This window comes from Catellatospora sp. IY07-71 (assembly GCF_018326265.1).
Taxonomy (GTDB): Bacteria; Actinomycetota; Actinomycetes; order Mycobacteriales; family Micromonosporaceae; genus Catellatospora.
Genome location: NZ_AP023360.1, coordinates 3,071,054 through 3,095,591 on the forward strand (window position 1 = coordinate 3,071,054; position 24,538 = coordinate 3,095,591).

Annotated in this window: 25 protein-coding genes; 17 read left to right on the forward strand and 8 right to left on the reverse strand. The window is 73.5% G+C overall.

Annotation, left to right across the window (positions count from 1 at the left end; genetic code table 11):
* The first annotated feature begins 14 nt into the window (after positions 1-14).
* Positions 15-1,565 (forward strand): FG-GAP repeat protein, encoded by a 1,551-nt coding sequence (locus CS0771_RS13975; RefSeq protein ID WP_212841365.1) that lies wholly within the window; start codon positions 15-17, stop codon positions 1,563-1,565.
* A gap of 221 nt (positions 1,566-1,786) precedes the next feature.
* On the opposite strand, the gene CS0771_RS13980 is transcribed toward CS0771_RS13975, so the two are convergent.
* Together CS0771_RS13980 and CS0771_RS13985 are read right to left on the reverse strand one after the other, a co-directional pair.
* Positions 1,787-2,524 (reverse strand): SDR family NAD(P)-dependent oxidoreductase, encoded by a 738-nt coding sequence (locus CS0771_RS13980; RefSeq protein WP_212841366.1) that lies wholly within the window; start codon positions 2,522-2,524, stop codon positions 1,787-1,789.
* The gene (locus CS0771_RS13985; protein ID WP_212841367.1) at positions 2,517-3,824 is read right to left on the reverse strand and encodes an enolase C-terminal domain-like protein; all 1,308 of its coding nucleotides are present in this window, start codon (positions 3,822-3,824) and stop codon (positions 2,517-2,519) included. The genes CS0771_RS13980 and CS0771_RS13985 overlap by 8 nt, the downstream gene beginning before the upstream one ends.
* Positions 3,825-3,947: 123 nt before the next feature.
* Between CS0771_RS13985 and CS0771_RS13990 the strand changes: the two genes are divergently transcribed.
* The 5 genes from CS0771_RS13990 (at position 3,948) to CS0771_RS14010 (ending at position 9,401) form a co-directional block, all read left to right on the forward strand.
* Positions 3,948-4,628, forward strand: a complete 681-nt coding sequence (locus CS0771_RS13990; RefSeq protein WP_212841368.1) for a (Fe-S)-binding protein — start codon at positions 3,948-3,950, stop codon at positions 4,626-4,628.
* 124 nt (positions 4,629-4,752) lie between these two features.
* Complete coding sequence (locus tag CS0771_RS13995; protein ID WP_212841369.1) at positions 4,753-6,183, forward strand: lactate utilization protein B; 1,431 nt, start codon at positions 4,753-4,755, stop codon at positions 6,181-6,183.
* Positions 6,173-6,739 (forward strand): LUD domain-containing protein, encoded by a 567-nt coding sequence (locus CS0771_RS14000; RefSeq protein WP_244870781.1) that lies wholly within the window; start codon positions 6,173-6,175, stop codon positions 6,737-6,739. The genes CS0771_RS13995 and CS0771_RS14000 overlap by 11 nt, the downstream gene beginning before the upstream one ends.
* Positions 6,740-6,761: 22 nt before the next feature.
* Positions 6,762-7,757 carry an aldo/keto reductase gene (locus tag CS0771_RS14005; protein ID WP_212841370.1) on the forward strand — a complete coding sequence of 332 codons (996 nt, stop codon included), beginning with the start codon at positions 6,762-6,764 and terminating at the stop codon, positions 7,755-7,757.
* Positions 7,758-8,039: 282 nt separating this feature from the next.
* Complete coding sequence (locus tag CS0771_RS14010; protein WP_212841371.1) at positions 8,040-9,401, forward strand: hypothetical protein; 1,362 nt, start codon at positions 8,040-8,042, stop codon at positions 9,399-9,401.
* Positions 9,402-9,483: 82 nt separating this feature from the next.
* Here CS0771_RS14010 and CS0771_RS14015 read toward each other — a convergent pair whose 3' ends face one another.
* Positions 9,484-9,702: a hypothetical protein gene (locus CS0771_RS14015; RefSeq protein WP_212841372.1), complete on the reverse strand. Its 219-nt coding sequence runs from the start codon at positions 9,700-9,702 to the stop codon at positions 9,484-9,486.
* Between the two features lie 126 nt (positions 9,703-9,828).
* On the opposite strand from CS0771_RS14015, the gene CS0771_RS14020 reads away from it, so the two are divergent.
* From CS0771_RS14020 to CS0771_RS14030, 3 genes are all read left to right on the forward strand, one after another.
* The gene (locus CS0771_RS14020; RefSeq protein ID WP_212841373.1) at positions 9,829-10,557 is read left to right on the forward strand and encodes a sulfite exporter TauE/SafE family protein; all 729 of its coding nucleotides are present in this window, start codon (positions 9,829-9,831) and stop codon (positions 10,555-10,557) included.
* A 272-nt stretch (positions 10,558-10,829) separates the two neighbouring features.
* The gene (locus CS0771_RS14025) at positions 10,830-11,195 is read left to right on the forward strand and encodes a YciI family protein (RefSeq protein WP_212841374.1); all 366 of its coding nucleotides are present in this window, start codon (positions 10,830-10,832) and stop codon (positions 11,193-11,195) included.
* On the forward strand, positions 11,192-12,493 hold the full coding sequence (locus CS0771_RS14030; protein ID WP_371821396.1) for an RNA polymerase sigma factor: 1,302 nt from the start codon (positions 11,192-11,194) through the stop codon (positions 12,491-12,493). Before CS0771_RS14025 ends, CS0771_RS14030 begins: the two co-directional genes overlap by 4 nt.
* Before the next feature lie 30 nt (positions 12,494-12,523).
* Here CS0771_RS14030 and CS0771_RS14035 read toward each other — a convergent pair whose 3' ends face one another.
* Both CS0771_RS14035 and CS0771_RS14040 read right to left on the reverse strand, forming a co-directional pair.
* Positions 12,524-12,805, reverse strand: coding sequence for a hypothetical protein (locus CS0771_RS14035; protein WP_212841375.1), 282 nt, complete (start codon positions 12,803-12,805; stop codon positions 12,524-12,526).
* Positions 12,805-13,707, reverse strand: coding sequence for a cyclase family protein (locus tag CS0771_RS14040; RefSeq protein WP_212841376.1), 903 nt, complete (start codon positions 13,705-13,707; stop codon positions 12,805-12,807). Before CS0771_RS14040 ends, CS0771_RS14035 begins: the two co-directional genes overlap by 1 nt.
* A 72-nt stretch (positions 13,708-13,779) precedes the next feature.
* On the opposite strand from CS0771_RS14040, the gene CS0771_RS14045 reads away from it, so the two are divergent.
* A complete protein-coding gene (locus tag CS0771_RS14045; RefSeq protein WP_212841377.1) occupies positions 13,780-14,679 on the forward strand; it encodes a LysR family transcriptional regulator in 900 nt (299 codons plus the stop codon).
* 114 nt (positions 14,680-14,793) lie between these two features.
* On the opposite strand, the gene CS0771_RS14050 is transcribed toward CS0771_RS14045, so the two are convergent.
* Entirely contained in the window at positions 14,794-16,191 is a 1,398-nt protein-coding gene (locus CS0771_RS14050; protein ID WP_244871352.1) for a serine/threonine-protein kinase, read from the reverse strand.
* A gap of 167 nt (positions 16,192-16,358) precedes the next feature.
* On the opposite strand from CS0771_RS14050, the gene CS0771_RS14055 reads away from it, so the two are divergent.
* From CS0771_RS14055 to CS0771_RS14080, 6 genes are all read left to right on the forward strand, one after another.
* A complete protein-coding gene (locus CS0771_RS14055) occupies positions 16,359-17,159 on the forward strand; it encodes a lytic polysaccharide monooxygenase (RefSeq protein ID WP_212841379.1) in 801 nt (266 codons plus the stop codon).
* A gap of 71 nt (positions 17,160-17,230) precedes the next feature.
* On the forward strand, positions 17,231-17,830 hold the full coding sequence (locus tag CS0771_RS14060; protein WP_212841380.1) for a DUF305 domain-containing protein: 600 nt from the start codon (positions 17,231-17,233) through the stop codon (positions 17,828-17,830).
* Between the two features lie 141 nt (positions 17,831-17,971).
* Entirely contained in the window at positions 17,972-18,868 is an 897-nt protein-coding gene (locus CS0771_RS14065; protein WP_212841381.1) for a methyltransferase domain-containing protein, read from the forward strand.
* Positions 18,869-18,877: 9 nt separating this feature from the next.
* Positions 18,878-19,546, forward strand: a complete 669-nt coding sequence (locus CS0771_RS14070; RefSeq protein WP_212841382.1) for a spermidine synthase — start codon at positions 18,878-18,880, stop codon at positions 19,544-19,546.
* Between the two features lie 60 nt (positions 19,547-19,606).
* Complete coding sequence (locus CS0771_RS14075) at positions 19,607-20,161, forward strand: RNA polymerase sigma factor (protein WP_212841383.1); 555 nt, start codon at positions 19,607-19,609, stop codon at positions 20,159-20,161.
* A complete protein-coding gene (locus tag CS0771_RS14080) occupies positions 20,133-21,218 on the forward strand; it encodes a CU044_5270 family protein (protein WP_212841384.1) in 1,086 nt (361 codons plus the stop codon). Before CS0771_RS14075 ends, CS0771_RS14080 begins: the two co-directional genes overlap by 29 nt.
* Before the next feature lie 209 nt (positions 21,219-21,427).
* Here the strand turns inward: CS0771_RS14080 and CS0771_RS14085 are convergent, their stop codons facing one another.
* Together CS0771_RS14085 and CS0771_RS14090 are read right to left on the reverse strand one after the other, a co-directional pair.
* Positions 21,428-21,928, reverse strand: coding sequence for a hypothetical protein (locus CS0771_RS14085; protein ID WP_203749968.1), 501 nt, complete (start codon positions 21,926-21,928; stop codon positions 21,428-21,430).
* 175 nt (positions 21,929-22,103) lie between these two features.
* On the reverse strand, positions 22,104-23,291 hold the full coding sequence (locus CS0771_RS14090) for an RICIN domain-containing protein (protein ID WP_212841385.1): 1,188 nt from the start codon (positions 23,289-23,291) through the stop codon (positions 22,104-22,106).
* 360 nt (positions 23,292-23,651) lie between these two features.
* Here CS0771_RS14090 and CS0771_RS14095 point away from each other — a divergent pair, with 360 nt between their 5' ends.
* On the forward strand, positions 23,652-24,524 hold the full coding sequence (locus CS0771_RS14095) for a hypothetical protein (protein WP_212841386.1): 873 nt from the start codon (positions 23,652-23,654) through the stop codon (positions 24,522-24,524).
* The last annotated feature ends 14 nt before the right edge of the window (positions 24,525-24,538 follow it).

The following is a 24,538-nucleotide window of genomic DNA, read 5'->3' on the forward strand; positions in this document are numbered from 1 at the left end:
CGGGCGGGGGCCACATGAGATCGACGAGAATCGCCGCGGGTGCCGCGGTCACCATCGCCGCACTGGCCGCGGCACAGCTCTGCACCGCCGCACCGGCGGCGGCCGCCATCGGGTACGCCTCGGTCCACTCGCCGGGCCTGGTCAACGAGCTGCGGATGGCCTGTGACGGGCCGTCGCACGTCTTCGGCCCCGGCGGGCGCGGGCACACCCGCTCCGACTTCGACGGGGACCGGTCGGAGGACCTGGTGAGCTTCGGGGTCGACCAGCTCACCGGCCACCGGGTGGTGGTCGTGCAGCTCACCGGGCTGCGCTGCGTCTTCTACGGCCCGGCGGCCGCCGACTCGATCGAGGCCGTGGCCACCGGCGACCTCGACCACGACGGCTACGACGACCTGGCGCTCGGCATGCCGGGCCACTTCGCGGGCGCGGGCGCCGTCTGGGTCGTGCCCGGCCACCCGTCCGGGTTCGACATCTCGTTCAGCAGCTACTGGCAGCAGAACACGGCCGGGGTGCCGGGGGAGGGCAACGCCGGGGACGGCTTCGGCTCCGCGCTGGCGGTCGGCGACCTCACCGACGACGGATACGCCGAGCTCGCGATCGGCGCGCCGGGCGAGCAGTCCGGCGCGTTCCCCGGCGCGGGCGCGGTGACCGTGCTCTACGGCTCCGCGAGCGACCTGACCACCACCGGCGCGCAGCGCTTCCACACCGGCCTGGCCAGCGTGCCGGGCGAGCCCGCCGGGCCGGACGAGGCGTTCGGCCGCGCGCTGGCGATCGGCGACGTGACCGGCGACGGCAGCGGGGACCTGGCGATCGGCTCGGCGGCCGGCGACGGCAGCGTCATGCTGCTGCAGGGCTCCGCGACGGGCGTGGTCACCACCGGCGCCGACGTGGTCACCGGTGCCGAGGTGTCCACCGCGAACGTCACCGTGCACGGCTTCGGCGACCTGCTGACCGCCGCCGACGTCACCGGCGACGGTCTCGCCGAGGTCATCGCGGGCGCGCCGGACAGCGACGTGAAGGGCAAGGCCGCGGCCGGTGCCGTGGTGGTGCTGGAGGGCCGCCCCGGCGGCATCGCGGCGACGGCGCGACAACTGCTCGGCCAGGGCAGCACCCCCGGCATCCCGGGTACGCCCACCGCGGGCGACCGCTTCGGGGCCGCCGTGGCGACCGGCGAGATCGACGGCACCGCGCCGTTCGACCTGGCAGTCGGCGGGCCCGGCGAGGACATCGCGGGCCAGGCCGACGCGGGTGTGGTGGCGATCGTGCCCGGCGCTCCGGTGCTCGGCGTGGGCAGCACGCAGGTCACGGTGTCCTCCCTCGGGATGAACGCGCAGCCCACCGGCCAGTTCGGCACCTGGCTGACGGTCGTCGACCGCTGGCACGACAACAACCAGGGCGATCTTGCCGTGGGTATGCCCAACACGCCGGACGGCACCGTGCCCGACAGCGGCGTCCTGTTCATCTTCGAGGGCGTCCCCGGCGGCCAGCAGGTCGACGAGACCCTCAACTGCGTCCAGGTGCAGACCCCGACCGACGTCGTGCTCCGGCACCTCGGCTCGGCGTAGCGGCCCGGCCCCTGGAACAGGCGCTCTTCGCACTCGACGCCTGCTCCTCGTGGTGTTCACCGGCGGCCTACACCTTTGGGGATGTAGCTACATCCCCAAAGGTGTAGGCCGCCGACTTGGTACCCACCGGTGCGAGAGACCGGCGCCTTCCGGGATGCGGAGGCGACCCCGACGATGCCGGGTCGAATCGAGTACCTGTTCCCGGCGGCTGCCCACGCCGGTCAGCGGACCAGGCGCAGGCCGCTCATACCGCCGTCGACCGCGAGCGAGGTGCCGGTGGTCGCGCCGGAGCGCGGCGAGGCCAGGTAGGCCACGGCCTCGGCGACCTCGTCCGCGGTGACCAGACGGCCGGTCGGCTGGCGGGCGGCCAGTCTCCGCTTCTCCTCGGCTGGGTCGGCGGCGTCGGCGAGCAGCCGGGCCACCCACGGGGTGTCCACCGTGCCCGGCGCCACGCAGACCACCCGGATGCCCTCGCCGACCAGGTCGGCGGCCATGGCCAGGGTCAGCGCGTGCACCGCCCCCTTGGTCGCCGAGTAGACGGCCCGGTTCACCAGCCCGGCCCCGGCCGCGATCGACGAGATGTTCACGATCACGCCGCTCTTGGAGCCGCGCAGGTACGGCAGCGCGGCGCGGCTGGCCCGTGCCACGCCGACCACGTTGACGTCGAGGCAACGTTGCCATTCGTCGTCGCCGGCCTGCTCGACGGTGCCCACCGCGCTGATGCCGGCGCAGTTGACCAGGATGTCGAGGCTGCCCAGTGTGGCCACCACCCGGGCCATCGCGTCGTCGAGCGGCGCGGTGACGTCTGCGGTCACCGCGAGGTGCCGTCCGCCCTCGCCGGGCGCGCGGTCGAGGATCGCCACCGCCGCGCCGCGGGCGGCGAGCAGGTCCGCGACGGCGGCGCCGATGCCGGACGCGCCACCGGTGACGGCGGCGACCAGGCCTGTGTACTCAGACATCTTTCCACTCCGGGCCGTCGGGGTAGGCGTAGCGGGTGAGCGACTCCTCGTGCATGCGGGCTGAGAAGCCGGGCGCGGCCGGGGCGGCGTAGCGGCCGTCCACGATACGGACCGGGTCGGTGAAGTGCTCGTGCAGGTGGTCCACGTACTCGATCATCCGGCCGGACAGGGACGCCGACACGGACGTGTAGTCGAAGAAGGACAGGTGCTGCACCAGCTCGCACAGGCCGACGCCGCCCGCGTGCGGGCACACCGGCTTGCCGAACGCGGCCGCCAGCAGCAGGATCGCCAGGTTCTCGTTGACCCCGGCGACGCGGGCCGAGTCGATCTGCACGACGTCCACCGCGTCGGCCTGGAGCAGCTGCTTGAACATGATGCGGTTGTGCACGTGCTCGCCCGTGGCGACCCGGATCGGGGTGCCGCCGGGCCCGGCGTGCGCCAGGCCGGCGCGGATCGCGGCGTGGCCGAGGATCTCGTCGGGGCTGGTCGGCTCCTCGATCCAGTACGGCCCGAGGTGGCCCAGCGCGGACACCCAGCCGATCGCCTCGCCGACGCCCCACCGCTGGTTGGCGTCGATGCCGATCGGGAAGTCCGGGCCGAGCGCCTCGCGGGCGGCGGTGAAGCGGCGCAGGTCGTCGTGCAGATCCGCACCGACCTTCAGCTTCACCATGGCGAAACCGTCCGCCTGGGCGCGCAGCGCACGCCGGGTCACCTTGGCGTCGTCGTAGCCGAGCCAGCCCGCCGACGTGGTGTACGCCGGGTAGCCGGTGGCGAGCAGCTCCTCGGCGCGCCCCGCCCGGCCGGGCAGGCGGTCGGCGAGCAGGTCGCGGGCCGCGCCGGCGGTGAGCGCGTCGGTGAGGTAGCGCCAGTCCACGCAGTCCACGATGGTGTCCGGGGACAGGCTGGTGAGGTACCGCCACAGCGGCAGCCCCGCGCGCCGGGCGGCCAGGTCCCACGCCGCGTTGATGACCGCGCCCGCGGCCAGGTGCATGACGCCCTTCTCCGGCCCCAGCCAGCGCAGCTGCGAGTCGTGGGTGAGCCGCCGGCTGAACTCGCCGAGGTCGAGGGTGTCCAGATCCTGCCCGATCACGTACGGTCGAAGCGCTTCGATCGCCGCAGCGCAGATGTCGTTGCCCCGTCCGATGGTGAAGGTGAAACCGTGCCCGTCGGTCTCGCCGTCGGTGACGAGCTCGATGTAGGCGGCCGAGTAGTCGGGGTCGGGGTTCATCGCGTCGGAGCCGTCGAGGCTGCGGGAGGTGGGGAAGCGGATGTCGCGTACGCGCAGATCAATGACCTTCATCGCACGGCGCCCCGGGGTGGGGAGTGACGCGTCGGCATGTGATTGCTCCTTCCGGCTACATCATGGATCCTATAGGATCTAGCCCCAAGAGCAAGACACCGTCCAGAGAGGGGGATCGCCCGTATGCGCATCGCGCTTTTCGTCACCTGTCTCAACGACGCGCTCTTCCCGCGCGCCGGGATCGCCACCGTGACGGTGCTGGAACGCCTCGGCCACACCGTGTCGTTCCCGCAGGCCCAGTCGTGCTGCGGCCAGATGCACGCCAACACCGGCTACGCCGCGCCCGCCCGCACCCTGGAGCGCCTTACCGAGCAGGCCTTCGCCGGCCACGACGTGATCGTCTCACCGTCCGGCTCCTGCGTGGCCCACCTGCGCGCGCACACCTCGCTGCCGGTGTACGAACTGTCCGAACTGCTCATCGACGTGCTGGGCGTGACGGACGTCGGTGCCACCTTCCCGCACCGCGTCACCTACCACCCCACCTGCCACGGCCTGCGCGTGCTGCGCCTGGCCGACCGCCCCGAGACCCTGCTCCGCGCGGTGACGGGCTTGGAGCTGATCGACCTGCCCGAGGCCGACCAGTGCTGCGGCTTCGGCGGCACCTTCGCCCTCAAGAACAGCGACGTCTCCGCCGCCATGGTCACCGACAAGTGCCGCAACGCCACCGCCACCGGCGCCGAATACCTCGCCGCCGCCGACAACTCCTGCCTCGCCCACATCGGCGGCGCCCTGGCGCGCCACCCCGCCGCCCCCACCCCGATCCACTACGCCGAAATCCTCGCCTCAACCGGCCCCGCGTCATGACCGCCGCGAGCGCCACCGCGCTCTCCGGCGCCGATCTTGCGTGGACTGTGGGTGCGACACGCACTATCCGGGCGAAAGGGCAACAGTTCACGCAAGATCGTCACGATCATGACGGGGGTACGCCGTGAGCAGGGAGCTGCCGATCGTGGCGGGGGAGGCGTTCCCCGAGGCGGCGCGGCGGGAGCTGGCCGACACGCAGTTGCGGGCGAACCTGGGGCGGGCGACCCGGACCATCCGCGACAAGCGGGCGCGGGTGGTGGCCGAGGTGCCCGACTGGGAGGCGCTGCGCGACCGCGCCGCCGCCGTCAAGGACGACGTCATCGCCCGGCTGCCCGAGTTGCTGGCGCAGTTCGAGCAGGCCGTGGCCGCGGCGGGCGCGACCGTGCACCACGCCCGCGATGCCGCCCACGCCAACGCGATCGTCACCGAGCTGGTCAGAGCCGAGCAGGCCGACCAGGTCGTGAAGATCAAGTCGATGGCCACCCAGGAGATCGGGCTCAACGAGGCCCTGGCGGCCGCCGGCATCACGCCGATCGAGACCGACCTCGCCGAGCTGATCGTGCAGCTGGCCGACGACACCCCGTCGCACATCCTGGTCCCGGCGATCCACTACAACCGCAGCCAGATCCGCGAGCTGTTCGCGCGGCGGATGCCCGGGTTCACCGCCGCGTCCGACGAACCCGCCGTGCTCGCCGGGGCGGCGCGGGAGTACCTGCGCCGCACCTTCCTGGCCGCGAAGGTGGCCGTGTGCGGGGCCAACTTCGCCGTCGCGGAGACCGGCTCGCTCGTGATCGTCGAGTCCGAGGGCAACGGCCGCATGTGCCTGACCCTGCCGGAGACGCTGATCGCGGTGGTCGGCGTGGAGAAGCTGCTGCCCCGCTTCGCCGACCTCGGCGACTTCCTGCGGCTGCTGCCGCGCTCGTCGACCGGCGAGCGGATGAACCCGTACACCTCGATCTTCACCGGGGTGACGCCCGGCGACGGGCCGCAGCGGCTGCACGTGGTGCTGCTGGACAACGGGCGCAGCACCGTCGCGCAGGACCCGGTGGGCCGGGCCGCGCTGCGCTGCATCCGCTGCTCGGCCTGCCTCAACGTGTGCCCGGTGTACGAGCGCGCGGGCGGCCACGCCTACGGCTCCGTCTACCCCGGACCGATCGGCGCGATCCTGTCGCCGCAGCTCACCGGCCAGGACGCGGGCTTCAACCGCACCCTGCCGTACGCGTCGACGCTGTGCGGGGCCTGCTACGACGTCTGCCCCGTGAAGATCAATATCCCGGAGATCCTGATCCACCTGCGCCAGACCGGCCCGAAACCGGCCGCCGAACGCGCCGCGATGGCCTCGCTGAGCTGGGTCATGCGCGACCGCCGCCGCTGGCGCCTGGCACTGCGCGCCGCCCGCACCGGCAGCGCGCCACTGCGCGCGCTGACCCGCCGCCGGGGCGGCACCCTGCGCCGGGCCCCGTGGCCGCTGTCGGCGTGGACCCGCCACCGCGACGCCCCACTGCCCGCACCCGAGACGTTCCGCGACTGGTGGAGGCGCACCCATGAGTCCTGACCTGCCGTTGCTGTTCGCCGAGCGGGCCGGGGACTACCGCGCCGGGATCCACCACTGCACCGAGGCCGAGCTGCCCGAGCTGCTGGCCCGGCTGCTGTCCGCCGCGTCCCAGGTGGTGGTCCCGCCCGGCCTGCCGGCGGAGTGGACCGCCGGACTGACCGTGCCGCTGCTGCTCGACGGTGCCGTGCCCACGCCGGTCGCGGACGGCCCCGGCCCGGCCGCGCCGGTCACCGGGCTGACCGCCGCCGACCTGGACCAGCCCGGCGTATCGGTGCTGACCGGGTGCGCGGTGGCGATCGCGGAGACCGGCACCATCGTGCTCGACGCCGGGGCCGGACAGGGCCGCCGGCTGCTGACCCTGGTCCCGGACCATCACGTGTGCGTCGTACGCGACGCGCAGGTCGTCGCCGACGTGCCCGACATGATCGCCGCGCTGCCCGATCCCGCCCGCCCCCTGACCATGATCTCCGGGCCGTCGGCCACCAGCGACATCGAGCTGAACCGGGTCGAGGGCGTGCACGGACCGCGCCGCCTCGACATCGTCTGTGTCCACTGATCCACCCGAGGGAAGGCACCCCATGACGAATCCGCTCGGCACCTCCACCGTGGCGGTCGGCCCGCTCGGCCTCGGCGCGGCGTCCATCGGCAACCTCTACCGCGCCGTGCCCGACGACCAGGCCGCCGCGACCGTCGCCGCCGCCTGGGACGCGGGCGTGCGCTACTTCGACACCGCTCCGCACTACGGCCTGGGCCTGTCCGAGCAGCGCCTGGGCCGGGCGCTGGCCGAGCGCCCGCGCGACGCGTACACGCTGTCCACCAAGGTCGGCCGCATCCTCGTCGACGACCCCGGCGGCACCGGCGACGACCTGCCCAACGGCTTCGCGGTGCCCGCGACCCGGCGGCGGGTGTGGGACTTCAGCGCCGACGGCGTACGCCGCAGCATCGGCGACAGCCTTGCCCGGCTCGGCCTGGACCGGATCGACATCGTGCTCATGCACGACCCCGACGAGAGCTCCGCCCCCGAGCAGGCCCTGCGCGAGGCGTACCCGGCGCTGGACGCGCTGCGCCGCGAGGGCGTGATCGGCGCGGTCGGCGTGGGCTCCAAGGACCCCGGGATCCTGGCCCGCTTCGCGACCGAGACCGACGTGGACGTGCTCATGATCGCCGGGCGGTACACCCTGCTGGAGCAGCCCGCCCTCGACGAGGTCCTGCCCACCTGCGTCGAGCGCGGCATCAGCGTGGTGAACGTCGGCGTCTTCAACAGCGGCCTGCTCGCCGTCGAGTGGCCCGACGAGACCCGCCCGTACGAGTACGGCACCGCCCCCGCCGAGGTGCTGGCCCGCGCCCAGGGCATCGCGACCGCCTGCCGCCGCCACGGCGTCACCCTGCCGCAGGCCGCGCTCGCCTTCGCCGCCGCCCACCCGGCGGTCGCGTCCGTCGTCGTCGGCGCGGGCAAGCCGGGCCACATCGAGCGCAGCGCCGACTGGTTCGCCCAGCCCGCCCCGCCCGCCGCGCTCTGGGCCGAACTGGTCGCCGCGGGCCTGCTGCGCCCCGACGCCCCCGTGCCCGCGTGACCTCCCGTCCCGGCCCGCCCCTGACCGGCCGGCGGCGTCTCGACCCGGACCCACGAGGCCGCTGACCGCCGACCGGGTATGCGAGCTGGTCCGCGCCGCCTCCGGGCGGCCCATCACCGTCGAGCAGCTGCTCGGCCTGGGCGTGACCGCTGGGTACGGTTCCCGGCACCGCGTTGCGCGAAACGCGCACGATCCGGATCGGGCGGAGAAACCAGCCTGATCGGACCGCCGCAATCGGGCGAATCCGCTCGACAGGGCCCAGTCGCTGCCTAGGCTTACTGCATGGCTCGTACCGCCCCTGACCAGGTACGCAGTGAGGACATGTTCTCGACTGCGCTGTGGGGATACTCGATGGACCAGGTGGACGCCTACGTCGAGGACACCTCGCGGAGGATGCGGCGGCTGGCCGCCGAGATCCAGCGGCTGTCCGTCGCCGAGAACCAGCTCGGCGCCGCCCGCATCGAGATCTCCAAACTGACCTCCGAACTCGCCGAGGCCCGGCCGCTGGCCAGTGTCGGCCCCCGCGTGCAGGCCATCCTGCGCATGGCCGAGAAGGAGGCGGAGTCGCTGCGGCGGACCGCCTTCGAAGTGCTGCGCAAGGCGTACGAGGAGGCGCGGGCCATCCGCCAGGACGCCGAGGACGAGGCGTACGCCGCGAAGCGGGACTACCAGCTCGCGCTGGCCCACCGGCGCAAGCAGGACAACGACGAGATCTCCGCGGCCCGCGTCGCCGCCGGGCGGGCCGCCGCCGCGAAGCCCGCGACCCGCGCCAAGCCGCCCACCAAGCTGGCACCGCCGCCGGTGCACGGGCTGCCGAGCCACACCCCCGACCCCGAACCGAGCCCGTCGTCCCAGGCGACGGATACCGTCCGGGCAGAGCCGGAGACCTCGGCAGCCGAGCGCGTCGCGCAGCCGGGGCCCGCAACGGTGAAACCGGCGGCGAGCCTGGCAAGCCCGACGCCGGAGTCCGAGCCCGCAGGGCAGACGGGGGCGGCCGAGCGCGACCCGAGTCCGGAACCGGCCGGGCCCTCGGCCAAGGCTGGTTTCGCCAAGCCGGTGATATGGAACTCCGTGGCCGAGACCGGCCCCGCGAAGCCGAGCGCCGGGACACCCGCGCCGGTCGAGCCGATGAGCAAGCCCGGGTCTGCGAAGCCCGCCGAAGCCGAGCGGGTGGAGCCAGAGGGCAAGCCCCGGTCCGTGAAGGCGGAGCCTGGTGAGGCTGAGCAGGTTGAGCCGGTGGCGGCGCCCAGGTTCGCGGAGGCGGAGCCTGGTGAGGCTGAGCAGGTTGAGCCGGTGGCGGCGCCGAGCTTCGCAGGGCCTGCGGCCGCCGAGCCGGCAGGGCTGGCCGAGCACCGAGCTGCGGCTGCCGAGTCGGCGCGGGCGGGCGGAGCCGAGGGCCTGGGCGGCGCGGCGGCGCAGCCGGTGGTGCCGGTCAACGGATCGGTACCGGCCGGGAACGATGGGCAGCTGGACAAACAGACCCCGGGCAGGTCCAACCAGCGGGAGGACGCGGCCGTCGACGAGCACTTCCACAACGGGTCGAAGCGCCGCAAGCGGGGCCGCAACCAGCGCGTCAACGGCGCCGGTCAGCAGGACGTGAACGCGCCCGAGGACTCCAAGAGCTACTCCGCGCGCCGCAACTGACGCCGGCCCTCATATGAGCAGAGCTCCGGCCGTGCTGTTCCGTCAGCACGGCCGGAGCTCTGCTCATGATCGGGCGGCGCGGTCAGGCGTCTTTGCGCGAGCCGCGCTTGTGGTCGAAGTTCCAGCCGCGCTTGATGTCGGTGGACTCGCGCCGCTCGCCGACGCGCAGCACGTCCCAGCCGCGGCCGGGCTCCTCGGTGTCCTTCAGCGTGATCCGGTCACCGACTCTGACCTTGGGCTCCACCCAGCACGTCAGCATCCGGTTTCCGGATCTCAGGTCGACCTGAACCAGCGTTGTCATGGCGGCGACGGTAACAGCGATCCGCGTCGCTCTCCTCCGGTTTTCCGGCCGGCCGGGAGCGCGGTGGTTCACATTCCGTTGCCATCATGCCCGCCCGGGGTGCCGGTACGGGTACGGTGACCGGCCGTGAACCTGTACCTGTTCGCCTTCGCCGTGATCACGCTGGCGGCGTTCGCCCAGTCGGTGTCCGGCTTCGGCTTCTCGCTCGTCGCCGTGCCGCTGCTGGCGATGGGCGTCGGGCCGCAGCCGGCCGTCGTCGCCGCGACCGTCGTGAGCATGTGCATGAACGGGGTCACCGCGTACGCCCACCGCCGCCACGTCGACGTGCCCGCGGCGCGGCGGCTGCTGCTGTCGGTGCTGCTCGGGCTGCCGCTGGGGCTGCTCGCGCTGCGGCTGCTGCCGGACTACGCGCTGGTCGCGGTGATCGCGGTGGTCACGCTCGGCTGCACCGTGATCGTGTGGCGGGGCTGGCGGATCTCGCCCACCGGCTGGGCGCTGCGGGGTGCCGGGTTGCTGTCCGGGCTGCTCACCACCGCCACCGCGACGAACGGGCCGCCGCTGGTGGCGGCGCTGCAGGCGATGCGGCTGGAGCCGCGGGCGTTCCGGGCCACGCTGGCGCTGCTGTTCGTGACCGTGTCGCCGATCGCGGTGGTCGGGTTCGCGCTGACCGGACTGCTCACCCCGCTCGCGGCGGCGGTGGCCGGGATCGGGCTGCCCGCCGCGGCGCTGGGCGGCTGGCTGGGCAACCGCCTGTTCGCGAGCTTCGACGCGAGTTCGTTCCGGAAGGTCGTGCTCAGCGCCCTGGTGATCAGCTCCCTCGCAGCCCTCGCCAACGCCGCCACCGGCCTCTCCTGACCCGCCCACCCGTGCGTTGATCGCGAGTTCGTGTCCAGACCTGGGGCCACACCGCACCTTTCGACACGAAACCGCGATCATGGACCTCCCGTGGGGACTCAGCAGCGGGCGCAGCCGCGACTGGCGCCACGACCTGCGCGGGGCCCGACGTCCCGGCGTACCGGAAAAAATCTTGGAAGATGTCCGTGGCGGATGTAGAGACGGCCGCGCCGGCTCCGTCCGTGAGGTGAGGGCGGGCCGACGGGGCCCGCCGGACCGGAGGGGACACCGACATGAAGTACCTGCTGATGATCTACGGCAACCAGGAGAAGTGGGCGTCGATCCCGGCCGAGGAGTTCCCGGCGGAGATCGCCAAGCAGGACGCCTGGAACGTGAAGTACAAGGAGACCGGCGAGCTGCTCGGCGCGTACGGCCTGTCCGACGCCGCCGCGGCGAAGCTGGTCCGGCGCGTCGACGGGCTGCCGGCGGTGACCGACGGGCCGTACCTGGAGACCAAGGAGTACATCGCGAGCTTCTACCTGCTGGACTGCGAGAGCCAGCAGCGGGCGGAGGAGATCGCGGCGGACATGCCGTGGACGGACAAGGACCCGGTCGAGCTGTGGCCGATCCTGCACGAGGCCCCGGGCAACGACCTGTGATCGACCCAGCCGTCGAGGACCTGCTGCGCGAGCTGGCGCCGCAGGTCCTCGGGGCCCTCGTGCGCCGCTACGGCATGTTCGACGCGTGCGAGGACGCGGTGCAGGAGGCGCTGCTGGCCGCTTCGCAGAAGTGGCCGGTGGACGGGCTGCCGGACAACCCGCGCGGCTGGCTGGTCACGGTCGGCTCGCACCGGCTGCTGGACGAGCTGCGCAGCGAGTCGGCGCGGCGGCGGCGCGAACAGGCACAGTGGCTGGCCACGCCGCAGTCGGCGCTGCTGGGCGCTCCGGCGGACGCGGACCCGGCCGCCGACCGGGACGACTCGCTGTCGCTGCTGTTCCTGTGCTGCCACCCGGCCCTGTCGGCGCCCAGCCAGATCGCGCTGACGCTGCGCGCGGTGGGCGGTCTGAGCACGGAGCAGATCGCGGCCGCGTTCCTGGTGCCGCAGGCGACGATGGCCCAGCGGATCAGCCGCGCCAAGGCGAGCGTGCAGGCGGCGGGCGCGACGTTCGCGATGCCGGACGTGGCCGACCGGGACGCCCGCCTGCGGGCCGTGCTCCAGGTGCTCTACCTGGTCTTCAATGAGGGGTACGCGACCACCACCGGCCCGGACCTCACCGCCCCGCCGCTGTCGAACGAGGCGATCCGGCTGACCCGCTGGCTGCGCCGCCTGCTGCCCGACGACGCCGAGGTGGCCGGCCTGCTGGCGCTGATGCTGCTCACCGACGCGCGCCGCCCGGCCCGCACCGCCGCCGACGGCGGTCTGGTGCCGCTGGCCGAACAGGACCGCTCCCGCTGGGACACCGCCATGATCGCCGAGGGCGTCGCCCTGGTCAGCGAGGCCCTGCCCCGCGGCAACGTGGGCCCGTACCAGCTCCAGGCCGCCATCGCCGCGGTGCACGACGAGGCCGCCACCATGGCCGCCACCGACTGGCCCCAGATCCTCGCCCTGTACGAGCTGCTCGAACGCGTCGCCCCCAGCCCCGCCGTGACCATGAACCGCGCCGTCGCCGTCGGCCACGTCATCGGCCCGTCATCCGGCCTGGATCTGCTGGCCACCCTCGACGCCGACCCGCGCATGCGCGACCACCACCGCCTCCTCGCCACCCGAGCCCACCTGCTCGAACAGTCCGGCGACCGCGCCGCCGCGGCAGCCGCCTTCCGTGCCGCCGCCGCCCGCGCCACCAGCCTCCCCGAACGCCACCACCTCCTCACCCGCGCGGCCGGCCTGGACGAAGGAAGGGCACCTTCGCCGGCTCGCGTCAGCGAGACGGGAGGCGGCTCAGCACGCTATGCGTAGAAGAAGGTGCCCTTCTTGACCCTGTGCAGGTCAGGCGCGCGGGGCGTCGGCTGCCTGCGCGGCTCGGTCGCGGGCTCGCCGGGCGGCCAGGCCGCGCAGCGCGGCGAGGCCGATGATCAGCCAGATCACGTTGAGCACGGCCGACGGCAGGGCGCGGTGGTAGAACGCGTTCACCGCGAGCGCCACCGAACCACCGAGGTTGAGCACCTGGTACACCGTCCCGGAGGTGATCCGCCCGCCGGACAGCAGCCCGTACGCCAGCAGCAGCGCCGCCGCCCCGGCCCAGCCGATCACCTCGATGAGCAGGTCCATCACGGCACCACGGCGTACGCGCGCACCGGGAACGTGCCGAAGTCGCGGATCGGGGCGGGCACGGCGTGCAGGCGGGCGCCGTGCACGGGCACCGCGGACAGGTTGGTCAGGTGCTCCAGCACCGGCACACCCGCGCCGAGCAGGATGCTGTGCGCCGGCCGCTGCCCGCCCTCGGTCGAGTCGATGTTGACGCTGTCGATGCCGACCAGCCGCGCCCCGGCCGCGACCAGGTGCTTCGCCCCGTCCTCGGTCAGGAACGGGGCCGGGTTGCCGTACTCCGCGGTGCGCCAGTGCCGGTCCCAGCCGGTGTGCAGCAGCACCGCCTTACCCGCGACGTCGTACGCGGCCAGCGCCTGCGCGGTGACGCCGCGCTCGGTCGCGCCCGTGAGCCGGACCACGGTCACGGGCAGGTCGGCCAGCGACTCCAGCGGCAGCCCGGCCAGGTCGACGCCGCCCTCGTAGCGGTGGAACGGCGCGTCGACGTACGTGCCCGTGTTGCCGACCATGCTGATCCGGCCGATGGAGAACTCGGTGCCCTCGGCGTACACGCCGCGCGAGGCCGCCCGGGTCAGGTGCTCGCCGAACTCCGGGCCGGGCAGCCCCGGATACGTGGTCATGCCCGCCTCGACGACGTGGCTGAGATCGACCAGCCGCGCCGGGCGCCCTGCCGCCGCGCCGGACGGCCCGCCGCGCGAGCCCTTGTGCGCCTCCGCGAACACCTCGACCCCGGTCAGCTCGACCCGGTCGACCATCAGCAGGCCGAGGTGCGCGACGAACAGCCGGGCCAGCTCGTCCGTGCTCGCCTCCGGGCCGGGCACGTCCAGCCGGAAGCCCTGGACCTGCAGGCCACCACCGTTGAGGAAGGTCACGTCAGCGTCGAAGGACGCCCGGTACTCGGTCATGATCTCCATCCTGGTGCCTTCCCGCATTCAGCACCAGCGACGTTTCCTGTAGCCGGTATGTAGCCTGACTTAATGCAGATCGACCCACGCCGCCTGGCCGTGCTGCGCGCGGTGGCCGACGCGGGAGGCGTGCTGGCCGCGGCGGCGGTGCTGCATCTGACCCCGTCGGCGGTGTCGCAGCACATCGCCCGTCTGGAGGCGGAGACCGGGGTGACCCTGCTCGACCGCGCACAGCTCGGCGGGCGGCGGGCCGCCGGGCTGACCCCGGCCGGACGCATGCTCGCCGGTCACGCCGCGCGGCTGGGCGAGGTGCTCGCCGCGGCCGAACACGACCTGGCCGCGTACACCGGGCAGGTCGCCGGGCCGGTGTCCGTCGGCGCGTTCCCGACCGCGATCCGCCACCTGCTGGTGCCCGCAGCGGCCGAGCTGGCCGTCACCGCGCCGAGCGTCTCAGTGCGCATCCGCCAGTTCGAGCCGGAGCCCGGCCGAGCCGCGCTCCGCACCGGCGAGCTGGACCTGCTCGTGGTGGAGGCGGACGCGGCCGACCCGATGCGCGCCCCGGCGGGCCTGGTGTCGACGAAGCTGCTCGACGACCCGTACCACTTCGCGGTCCCACGCACCTGGGGCCCGCTGAGCGACCTCGACGTGCTGCGCACCCGCCCCTGGGTCGACGGCGCACCCGGCTCCGCGGTCCGCCGCGTCATGGACCGCCTCTCCGCCCAGCACGGCCTACCCCTGATCCGCCACCACGAATGCCTCGAATTCCCCGCAGCACTGTCCATAGTCGCCGCCGGCCTCGCCGCCGCCGTCGTCCCCGCCCTGGCCCTCCCCGCCCCCCACCCCGAGATCCGCGTGATCCCCACCCCCCTCCCCGGCGCCCGCCGCCTCGAACTCCTCCACCGCCGCGGCCGCCACGAACCCACCCCCGCCGCCCGCCTCGTCGCCACCACCATCACCACCCACACCCCGTGACCGCGCCCCTCTCCCCGGGCGATCTTGCGCGGACTGTGGGTGCGACACGCCCACACCGGACATATCCCTAACACTTCGCGCAAGATCGACACGGGAGATCGGGCGGCGGCGGGGTCAGGTCAGGGTGTCGGCCAGGCGGGTGGCGAGCGGGGCGAGGGTTTGGTACGCGGGGGCGGAGAGCTTGCCGTCGGCGCGGAGGTCGTCGAGGCGGTCCAGGAGGTCCTCGGCCTTCTCGGCGGCGTCGTCGCCGTCCTTGCGCAGGCGCTTCTCGACGTCCTGGACCTTCTTGCGCAGGTCGGAGGCGTCCTTCGGGGCGATGCCGCCGGTGCGGGCCAGGCGGTCGATCTCGCGGCGGAGCAGATCGAGCTGATCCGTGGGGCGGGTGGACGCGAGGGGCGCGGCGGCAGGGGTGGCGGCGGTGGGCGGCTTGGAGGGGCCGGCCTGGGCGGTGGGCGGCGAGGGGGCGCCGAGCGCGTACACGATGAAGAACAGGCCCGCGACGATGGCGAGCACGCCGGTGGTGGCCCACACGACGGGGCGCAGCCAGCGGTCGGGCCGCTGCGGGGCCGGGCGCGCGGGGGCGACCCGGGCCGTCGGCGTGGGCGGCGGGGGCACCGCGGCGACACCGATGAGCGGGGCGGGCAGCCGTTCCCGGATGGTGCCGTGGTCGCCGGCCGTGTCGGGCAGGACGCCGCCGAGCAGGGGCGCGGTGGCGTCGAGCAGCGGGGCGGCGGCGGGATGCTCGCCTGCGGCGGCCAGCAGCGCGGCGGCCTCGTCGGCACCGGCCGGGCGTTCGCCGGGGTCGCGCGCGGTGAGCCGGGCGACGACCTCCGCGAGCGGCGCCGGGACCCCGAGCCGCGTCAGGTCCTCCTGCACTCCGGACAGCTCGCCGACCGCGCCGCGGCCCGCGAGCGGCGGCGCGCCGGTGAGCATCGCGTACAGGGTGCAGCCGAGCCCGAACAGGTCGGTGCGCGGGTCGACGGGGCCACCTGCGGCCTGCTCGGGCGCGGTGTAGCCGCGGGTGCCGGCGACCAGCGACGGGTACGCGGCCTCCTGCCAGGCGGCGATGCCGAAGTCGCACACCTTGACCAGCCCGCTCGTGGACAGCAGCAGGTTGGCGGGGGTGATGTCGCGGTGCACCATGCCCGCCGCGTGGGCCGCGGCCAGGGCGGCGCAGGTCTGCAGCGCGACGTCGACGGCCTGTGCCCGGGGCAGCGGGCCGTCCTGGAGCACGGCGGACACGCTGGGCCCGTCGACCAGCTCCATCACCACGTACGCCTCGTCGGCCTCCAGCGCGACGTCGTAGACGGCGACGATGTGCGGGTGGGGCAGCGCGGCGACGGCCTGTGCCTCGCGCCAGAAGCGCTGGCGCATGGCGGCGTCGGCGAACCGCGCCGGATCCAGGATCTTGATCGCGACGGGACGCTGCAACCGCAGGTCGTAGCCGCGCCAGACGGTGGCCATGCCGCCGTGGCCGACCTCCTCGTCCACGCGGTAGCGCCCGCCCAGCATCCTGCTCACCCCGTCCGCCTACCCGCCCGCCACCGGCCTAAACACGATCACGCACGGCGAGGTTTATGCCGATCTTGGGAAGCGTTTAAGGTCTCCACAAGGGACTTCTCGTTAGCGTTCGGTCATCGCCGCACCGCGCGGCCGACGGCAGAACGGAGTGCCCATCCATGCGAAGACTCGTCGCCTATCCGCTCGCGGCGCTGGGTTTCGTGGCCGCGTCCCTGACCTTCGCGTCGCCGGCCGCCGCGCACGGTTACGTGTCCTCCCCGCCGAGCCGCCAGGCGCTGTGCGCGTCGGGCAGGGTGAGCGACTGCGGGCCGATCCAGTACGAGCCGCAGAGCGTCGAGGGCCCCAAGGGCCAGCGCAACTGCCACGGTGGCCTGAGCCAGTTCGCCGTGCTGAACGACGACGGCCGCAACTGGCCGGCGACCTCGGTCGGCACGTCGGTGACGTTCAACTGGGTGCTCACCGCCCGGCACTCCACCAGCAGCTGGGAGTACTGGATCGGCGACCGCCGCGTCGCCTTCTTCGAGGACGGCGGCAGGCAGCCGAACGCGACCGTGTCGCACCAGGTGAGCCTGGCCGGGTTCAGCGGGCGGCAGAAGCTGCTCGCGATCTGGAACATCGGCGACACCCCGATGGCCTTCTACAACTGCGTCGACCTGCAGATCGGCGGCGGTGGCGGCAACCCGGCGCCGTCGCCCTCGCCCAGCGCCCGGCCCACCCCGCGTCCCTCGGCGTCGCCGAGCGTGCGGCCCAGCGCCCGGCCCTCGGCGTCGCCGACCGCGGTGCCGCCCCGGCCCACCCCGCCGTCCGCCCCGGCGGGGGAGTGGGCGCCGGGCACCACGTACCGGACCGGCGACGAGGTGACCTACCAGGGCGTGCGCTACCGCTGCCGGCAGGCGCACACCTCGATCGTCACCTGGGAGCCGTCGTACTACACGCTCGCGCTCTGGCTGCCGATCTGATGTCAGGCCCCGGCGGGCCGTACCACCAGGCGGCCCGCCGGTTCATCCCCGTCCCGGACAGGACAGTGCCCATGAGAAAGCTCCGTTACGCCGCGGTCGCGCTGGCCGCCGCGCTGCTGGCCGGCTGCGGCTCGGCCGCGCCCGAGCCCGTGGTCCCCGCGGCGGTGGCGCAGACGGCGCCGCCCACCGCCGAGGCCCGGTACAACGACGTCGACGTGGCGTTCCTGCAGATGATGGTCGCCCACCACGGCCAGACGCTGGAGATCCTCAAGCTGGCCCGCACCCGGGGCACCGACGAGCGGGTGGCGCTGCTGGCCGCGGCGATCGAGGCCACCCAGCAGACCGAGCTGGAGGTCATGAAGGGCTGGCTGGCCGGCTGGGGCGAGCCGCTGACCGGCTCGGCGTCGCACGCGGCGCACGCCTCGCCCGCCGCCGACGGGGCGCTGCCGATCACCGCCGCCGACGAGATGGCGTCGCTGCGCAAGGCGAGCAAGGCGCAGTTCCAGATCACGTTCCTGAACGTCCTGATCGGCCATCAGCACAACGCGATCGAGATGGCCCGCACGGAGGCCGGCGGCGGTGTCAACCCGCAGGCCAAGGACCTCGCCAACCGGATCGACCGGTCCCGAACCGAGCAGATCAAGCAGCTGCTCGCCATGGTCGCCGGCTGAGCGAGCCGGGCTCCGCCCACGCGTCCTCTCCCTTCGCGTGGGCGGAGCCCGGTCCGTACGCCCCCATGAAGTCATCAACCGTTGATATGATTGACCTTCGTCTCTGGACGACAGCTCGGCCACATCACGGGAGGATGCGCCATGAACACCCAGACCCTGCCCGGTTTCGTCACGGCAGACCTCGGCCAGGCCGTGGGCGCCTACTACGACCGGACCGCCGACCTCTACGCGCAGCTGTGGGGCGACGACATCCACCTCGGCTACTGGGACGCGGGCGAGCGCCCCGCCACCGCCGCCGACCGGGCCGCCGCCACCGAGCGGCTGATCCGGGAGCTGGTCGCGTTCGCCGGGATCACGCCCGGGTCGCGGGTGCTCGACGTCGGCTGCGGCCACGGCGGCCCGGCGCTGTACCTGGCCGGGCGGCTGGGCTGCGAGATCGACGGGATCACGCTCAGCGGCGAACAGGTCGGCCGGGCCACGGCGCGGGCGGCCGAGGAGGGCCTGTCCGGGCGGACCGGGTTCCGGGTGGCCGACGTGCTCGGCGGCGGCATCGCCGAGGGGGCGTACGACGTGGTGTGGGCGATGGAGAGCCTCATGCACATCCCCGACCGGCCCGCGTTCTTCGAGGTGGCGCTGCGGGCGCTGCGGCCGGGTGGGGTGCTGGCCCTCAACACCTGGGCGGTACGCGAGGGCGCGCTGGACGCGGCCGAGTCCGACCTGGTGCGCCGCATCCTGCACAACCAGGTGCTGCCCAGCCTCGATTCGATCGAGGCGCACCGGCGCATGGCCGAGGCCGCCGGGTTCGCGCAGGTGCGCACCGCCGACTGGACCACGCAGACCGCCGGCTCCTGGGATCTCGAGTTCGCGCAGCTGGAGCAGCCCGCGGGCGGCCGCGCGCACATGATGCGGCTGGCCCGGCAGCGCGGCGCGGAGGTGCTGCGCTTCTTCGCCGCCGTGCCGCTGATGCACAAGGGATTCACCACGGGGGTCATCACCTGCGGCGCGCTCACGGCGGTCAAGCCCGGCGCGGCGAGGTAGCCTGCCGGGATGGATTCCGGCGCGGTCACCGTCGCGCGCACCGGCACCGTACGCGGTGAGCTGGTGCTGCGGGAGAGCGGCGGGCACTACGAGGTGATCAGCAACGGGGTGTTCCTGATGGACACCCGCGCGGGGGAGTCGGAGCGGCTGCTGGTGCGCGCCGCGCTGGACGCGGTGCCGCCCGGCTCCCGGCTGCTGATCGGCGGGCTGGGCGTGGGCTTCTCGCTCGCCGAGGCCGCCGCGTCGCCGCGCCCCGCCGAGATCGTCGTCGTCGAGATCGAGCCCGCGCTGGTCGGCTGGCACCGCGGGCCGCTGGGCCGGTTCAGCGCCGGTGCGCTGGACGACCCACGGGTGCGGGTGGTCACCGCGGACATCGTGACCTGGCTGGCCGGCACCGCCGAGCGGTTCGACGCGATCTGCCTGGACGTCGACAACGGCCCGGACTGGACCGTGTTCGACACCAACGCGCGGCTCTACGGCGGGGACGGGCTGGCGCTGCTGCGCGCCCGGCTGGCGCCCGGCGGGGTGCTCGCGGTCTGGAGCGCGTCGGCGTCCCCGGCGTACGCCGCGCGCCTGGCCGAGGCCGTAGGCCCCGTGCGGATGCTGGCGGTCGAGGTGGCGCGGGGTGAACCGGACGTGGTCTACCTGGCCCGGAACAAAGCCGAAGATCCGGTGTAAGAAACAGGGGCCGGTGCGCACTACCCGGTGACGGCATGAGCTACGTCCGAGGGAGCACCAGTGACACCAGACCCAGCCGCGCGGCTCACCGCGCTGTACGAACGACATCACCGGCAGGTGTACGCCTACGCGGTCAGCCGCGCCGGCCGCCCGCTGGCCGACGACGTGGTCAGCGAGACGTTCCTGGTCGCCTGGCGGCGGCTGGCCGACGTGCCCGCGCAGGCGCTGCCCTGGCTGCTCGGCGTGGCCCGCAACGTCATGCTCGAGCGCCACCGCGACCAGGCGCGGCAGGCCGGGCTGGCCGAGGAGATGGCCCGCTGGATCCGCGAGGCCGACGACGTCGCCGACGGAGTCACCGAGCGCGCGGCGACCCTGGCCGCGCTGGCCTGGCTGCCCGATCGCGACCGGGAGATCCTGACGCTCACCGCCTGGCACGGCCTGTCCACGGGGCAGGCCGCGCAGGTCCTCGGCTGCTCCCGCGCCACCTTCCTGGTCCGCCTGCACCGTGCCCGCAAGAGGTTCACGCAGGTAACCTCCGTCCAGTCCGCCGTCGCCCCCAGCCCTTCCACCACCAGGAGAGTCACCGATGGACAACGTGTCGCAGCGGCTGGCTGAGGTGCGCCCCGCCGCGCTCGACGGCGATCCGGCCGCCGTCGACCTCGCCGCCATCACCGCCCACCCGCAGCCCGGCCCGCGCCGCAGCGCACCCCGGCGCAGCCTCGTGCTCGCCGCGACCGCGTTCGCCGCCGCCGTGGCGATCGCCGGGCTCAACCAGCTCACCCACCCCGCGGGCAACCCCGCCCCGGGCCCGGGCCAGGTGCCCGGCGCCACCGGCCCGGCCGACGCGCGGCAGGTGCTGCTGGTGGCGGCCGAGCGTGCCGCGCTGCAGGGCGACGGCACCGACCGCTACTGGCACGTGACCTCGCAGCTTGGCAACCGCTACGACGTCGGCGGGTACTTCGTGCTCGGCCGCACTGAGATCGAGGAGTGGCTGCCCACCTTCGCCGGTGGGCAGGTGGTCAAGTGCGGCACCTCGCTCGGCGCCGAGCCCGCCTCCGACGCCGACGTGGCCGCCTGGAAGGCCGCCGGCTCGCCGTCGACCTGGACCAGCCGCCCGCCCGGCGGCGCGACCGGCCCCGGCCGGGAACTCGCGGCCGCGCCCGGTCAGCGCAAGTGCGGCGCCGGCCCGGAGAAGACGTACCAGCTCGGCGGCGCCGACCTCGCGCCCGCGCAGGTGCTGGAGCTGCCCGCCGACCCGGCGGCGCTGAAGGAGATGATCCTGAGCAGCGACGCGGCCCAGCGCGCCGGCGGGGGTTACCAGCCGCAGGACCTCGGCCGTTACCAGAGCGAGGTGCTGTTCTCCGCCGCGGTCGAGCTGCTGCTGCGGCTGCCGGTCAGCGCCCAGGTCCGCAGCGCGGCCTACACGATGCTCGCCGACCTGCCGGGCGTCACCATGTCCGCGCAGGCCACGGACCAGCTCGGTCGGCCCGGAGCCGGGGTGGAGTACACGTTCCGCAACGCCGACGGCTCCGACCAGACGACGCGACTGATCGTCGACCTCACCACCGGCGCCATGCTGGCCGAGGAGCACCGCGAGGCGGGCACCACCGCGCTGCGCTACTACGTCGTGGTCACCGAGACGGGGTTCGCCCCCGAGGCCCCCGCCGTCTGACCGCTCGAGTCCGGGCGAGTCGGAAAGGGCCGCCTGTCCCGCCCGTGATGAGGTTCCCGTCCTGCAGTGCTGACAGCAGGACGGGAACCTCATGACGATGTGTGCGGCGGGCCGCTCGCACGTAACCGCACAGCTGCCGGGCAGCGGATCCGCAGAGCAGGGTCAACGGACCCGCACGGCAGCGGGTCAGCCGATCCGCAGGCTGCCGGTCAGCGGGCGTCGCGGACGGCCTGGCGGCGGGCGCCCGCGCCACGGCTGGAAGCCTGGCGCTTGCGCATGCCGGGGCTGTCCGGGGCCTGGCGGGGACGCTGGTCGCCGGGGGTGGCCTTGCGGCGGGCCGTCGCCGGGCGCGGGGGAGCGGTGTTGCGCTCACGGCGGGCCGAGGCGAGCCGCTCCTGCTTCAGGGCCGCCGCGCTGGCCTTGGCCATGACCGCGAGCTGGCGGCTGACCCGGGCGAGCGCGTCCTCGATGACCTCGGCCTTGTCGCGGTTGCGCTGGTTGACCGGGTTGGCCTTGCCCCGGCCGCCCGACTCGGCGACCTGGGCACCGGCCTGGCGGCGGTAGAGCTTGACGTACTTGTTGCGGGCGCGGCGCACCCGGTCGTGCAGCTCCAGCAGGCCGTCCTCGTCGAGCGCGGCCAGCGCGTCGCGCTCGGTGCTGCGTACCAGCTCCAGCTCGCTCTCGGTCAGCGAGTTGATCAGCGCGTCCATCGGTCCCCCCGACCTCGATCGACGTCTTCCCAATGCTGCAAAGCCTAGGCCCGCCAACGCCGCCGCACGCCCGGATCACGCACATCCCCGGCGCCGATCCTGCGCGGGCGGCCCCATCCCCGCCCGACAGGGCGTGTCGGGGCGTACGCCCGCGCAGGATCGGCGCATCTGCGGGTCAGCTCAGGCGCCACTGCTGGTTGCCGCCGAGCGGGCGGCCGCAGTCCCAGATCTGGAGGCGGGTGTAGTTGGCGGTGCCGAACTCGACCGCGTCCAGGCACTTGCCGGAGCTGGGGTTGACGATCGAGCCGTCGCTGTTGACGTTCCACTGCTGGGCGCCGTTGTTGAGGCAGGTCCACAGCTGGACGACGGCGCCGTTGGTGGTGCGGCCGCCGGAGACGTCGAGGCACTTGCCCGAGTCGAGGCTGACGAAGGTGTTGCCGACGCGGCGCCAGCGCTGGTTGTTGTTGTTCGGGAAGCAGTCCCACAGGTGCACGACGGTGCCGTCGGTCTTGCCCCAGCCGGCCACGTCGACGCAGCGGTTGGAGGCCACGCCGCGGATGACCGAGACGTCACCGCCGCCGCCCCCGGCGGCGTTGCCGTCGACGTTGACGTCGAACAGGTTCACAGCCAGCCCGGCGCCGCCCACCCAGGGCTCGAAGCCAGCCTGCACACTGGTCATGTACCAGTTGGGGTCGATCTTGCCGCGGCTCACCGAGTCGTTGATGAACGCCTTGAGGCTGAAGTTGGCGAAGGTGTTGTTCGGCACCGTGCGCACGTACGAGATGACGTTCCAGCCGATGTTGCCGAACCAGACGTCCCAGGTGCCGCCCTCCAGGTTGACGGTGGCGATGCGCCCGCCGATCGGCTGCGGGCGGCCCCGGTGGTTGGTCCAGATCATGACCTCGGCGCCGTAGTTCTGCCCCGGCGGGTTGGGGCTGGCGTCGAACCACAGGTCGAACGCCGCGTCCCACTCGCCGGAGTCCGGCGTGCTGATGTTGAACGTGGCCCGCGGATTGTTCAGCGCGCTGACCCGGGCGGGCAGTCCGCTGTTCGCGGTGCAGGCGCCGTAGTGGCAGCCGGCGTAGACGGACGGGTACGACGCGGGCGGCCCGTTGGTGGCGTTGTCGTGGTCGGCCCGGGTCACGGTGAACCCGGAGTTGGACACGTCGATGCACTGGGCGGTGCTCGCACCCCACCGGTTGTTCTGCACGATGTACTTGCCGCCCTGGACGGGGGCGGTGCCGTACTGCTCGCAGATCACCGGCGCGGCGGCGGCCGGGGACGCCGACACCGCCAGCAGCCCGGCGGCCGCCGCGGTGCCCAGCGCCGCCGCGACGGCGAGCGGGCGTAGTCGCCACTTCATACGCGTACTCCTTGGAGCGAAGGAGGATCGGGACAGATGCCGTGGGAGCCCTCCCACGTCAACACCCGAGCGTAGTAACGCTTCGACAATCATCAATTGTTTTCGAAAACCGTTGCTTCGAAAGGAAGGGCACCTTCTTATCGTTTTCCGTCGTAGAAGGTGCCCTTCCTAACCTCGCCTGCCGTTGCGCGCCCTGATGATCGGCACTTGGTGTCGAAACCTTGCGCCAGACCTCGGGTTTGGACACGAACTCGCGATCAACCCGCAGGCAACGAAACTTTTACGAAAACTCGGGACTGCCCGATGGGCGCGGGCATAGCCTCCCCGCACCGCTCCACATCGATCCCCATCGGAGACGTGATGACCCGTTCCCTGCGCGGGCGTGGGCGCCTGGCGGCTGCCCTCGCCGTCACCACCACCGCCCTCACGCTGCTGATCGGCCCGCCTGCGCACGCCGCGGTCAGCGGCCGCAACCTGCCCGCCGACGGTAAGGTGCGCCTGTTCATGGGCCAGGACTCCAGCACCCTGGCCGACTACAAGCGCGACGTGCTCGACCTCGACGCCTCCGCGCCCCGCCCCGGCGGCGTCACCCTGTACACCAACCTCGTGCTCGGCGGCACGCCCGGCCCGCTGGGCGGCTTCTACGGCCCCGTCGACTACGGCTCCGGCGTGGTCGACTTCCCCGCCACGATGAGCCAGTACCCGGGTGCGCCGCTCGCCGTGGGCCTCTACCTGTCCGACGCCAGCGCCGGGTGCGGCAACCAGCCGCTGCGCGCGATCATGGGCCGCAACGACGCCGACGTGACGGCGGGCAGCCCCAACCTGATCACGCAGTACCGAGCCAAGGTCGACGAGATGGTCAACTGGCTCAAGAACACCGGGCGCGAGGTCTTCCTGCGCATCGGGTACGAGTACGACGGCCCCTGGAACTGCTACAACGCCGAGTTCTACCGGGCCGCGTTCCAGTACATCAAGGGCCGCATCGACGCGCTCGGCGCGACGAGGGTGGCCACCGTGTGGCAGTCGGCCGCGTGGCCGCTCGACGAGCACACCGGCAACCCCGAGTGGAACTACATCGTCACCGCGGCCAACCATTTCGACGTGTGGTACCGGGAGACGCGTACGTCGACTGGGTGTCCCTGTCCGCGTTCTACGGTGCGACGTACAACCAGGTGCAGTGGGCCTGTAAGGCCCCGTCGACCTCGCCGCGCGCATTGCAGGACCGGGTGCTGAACTTCGCCCGCGCC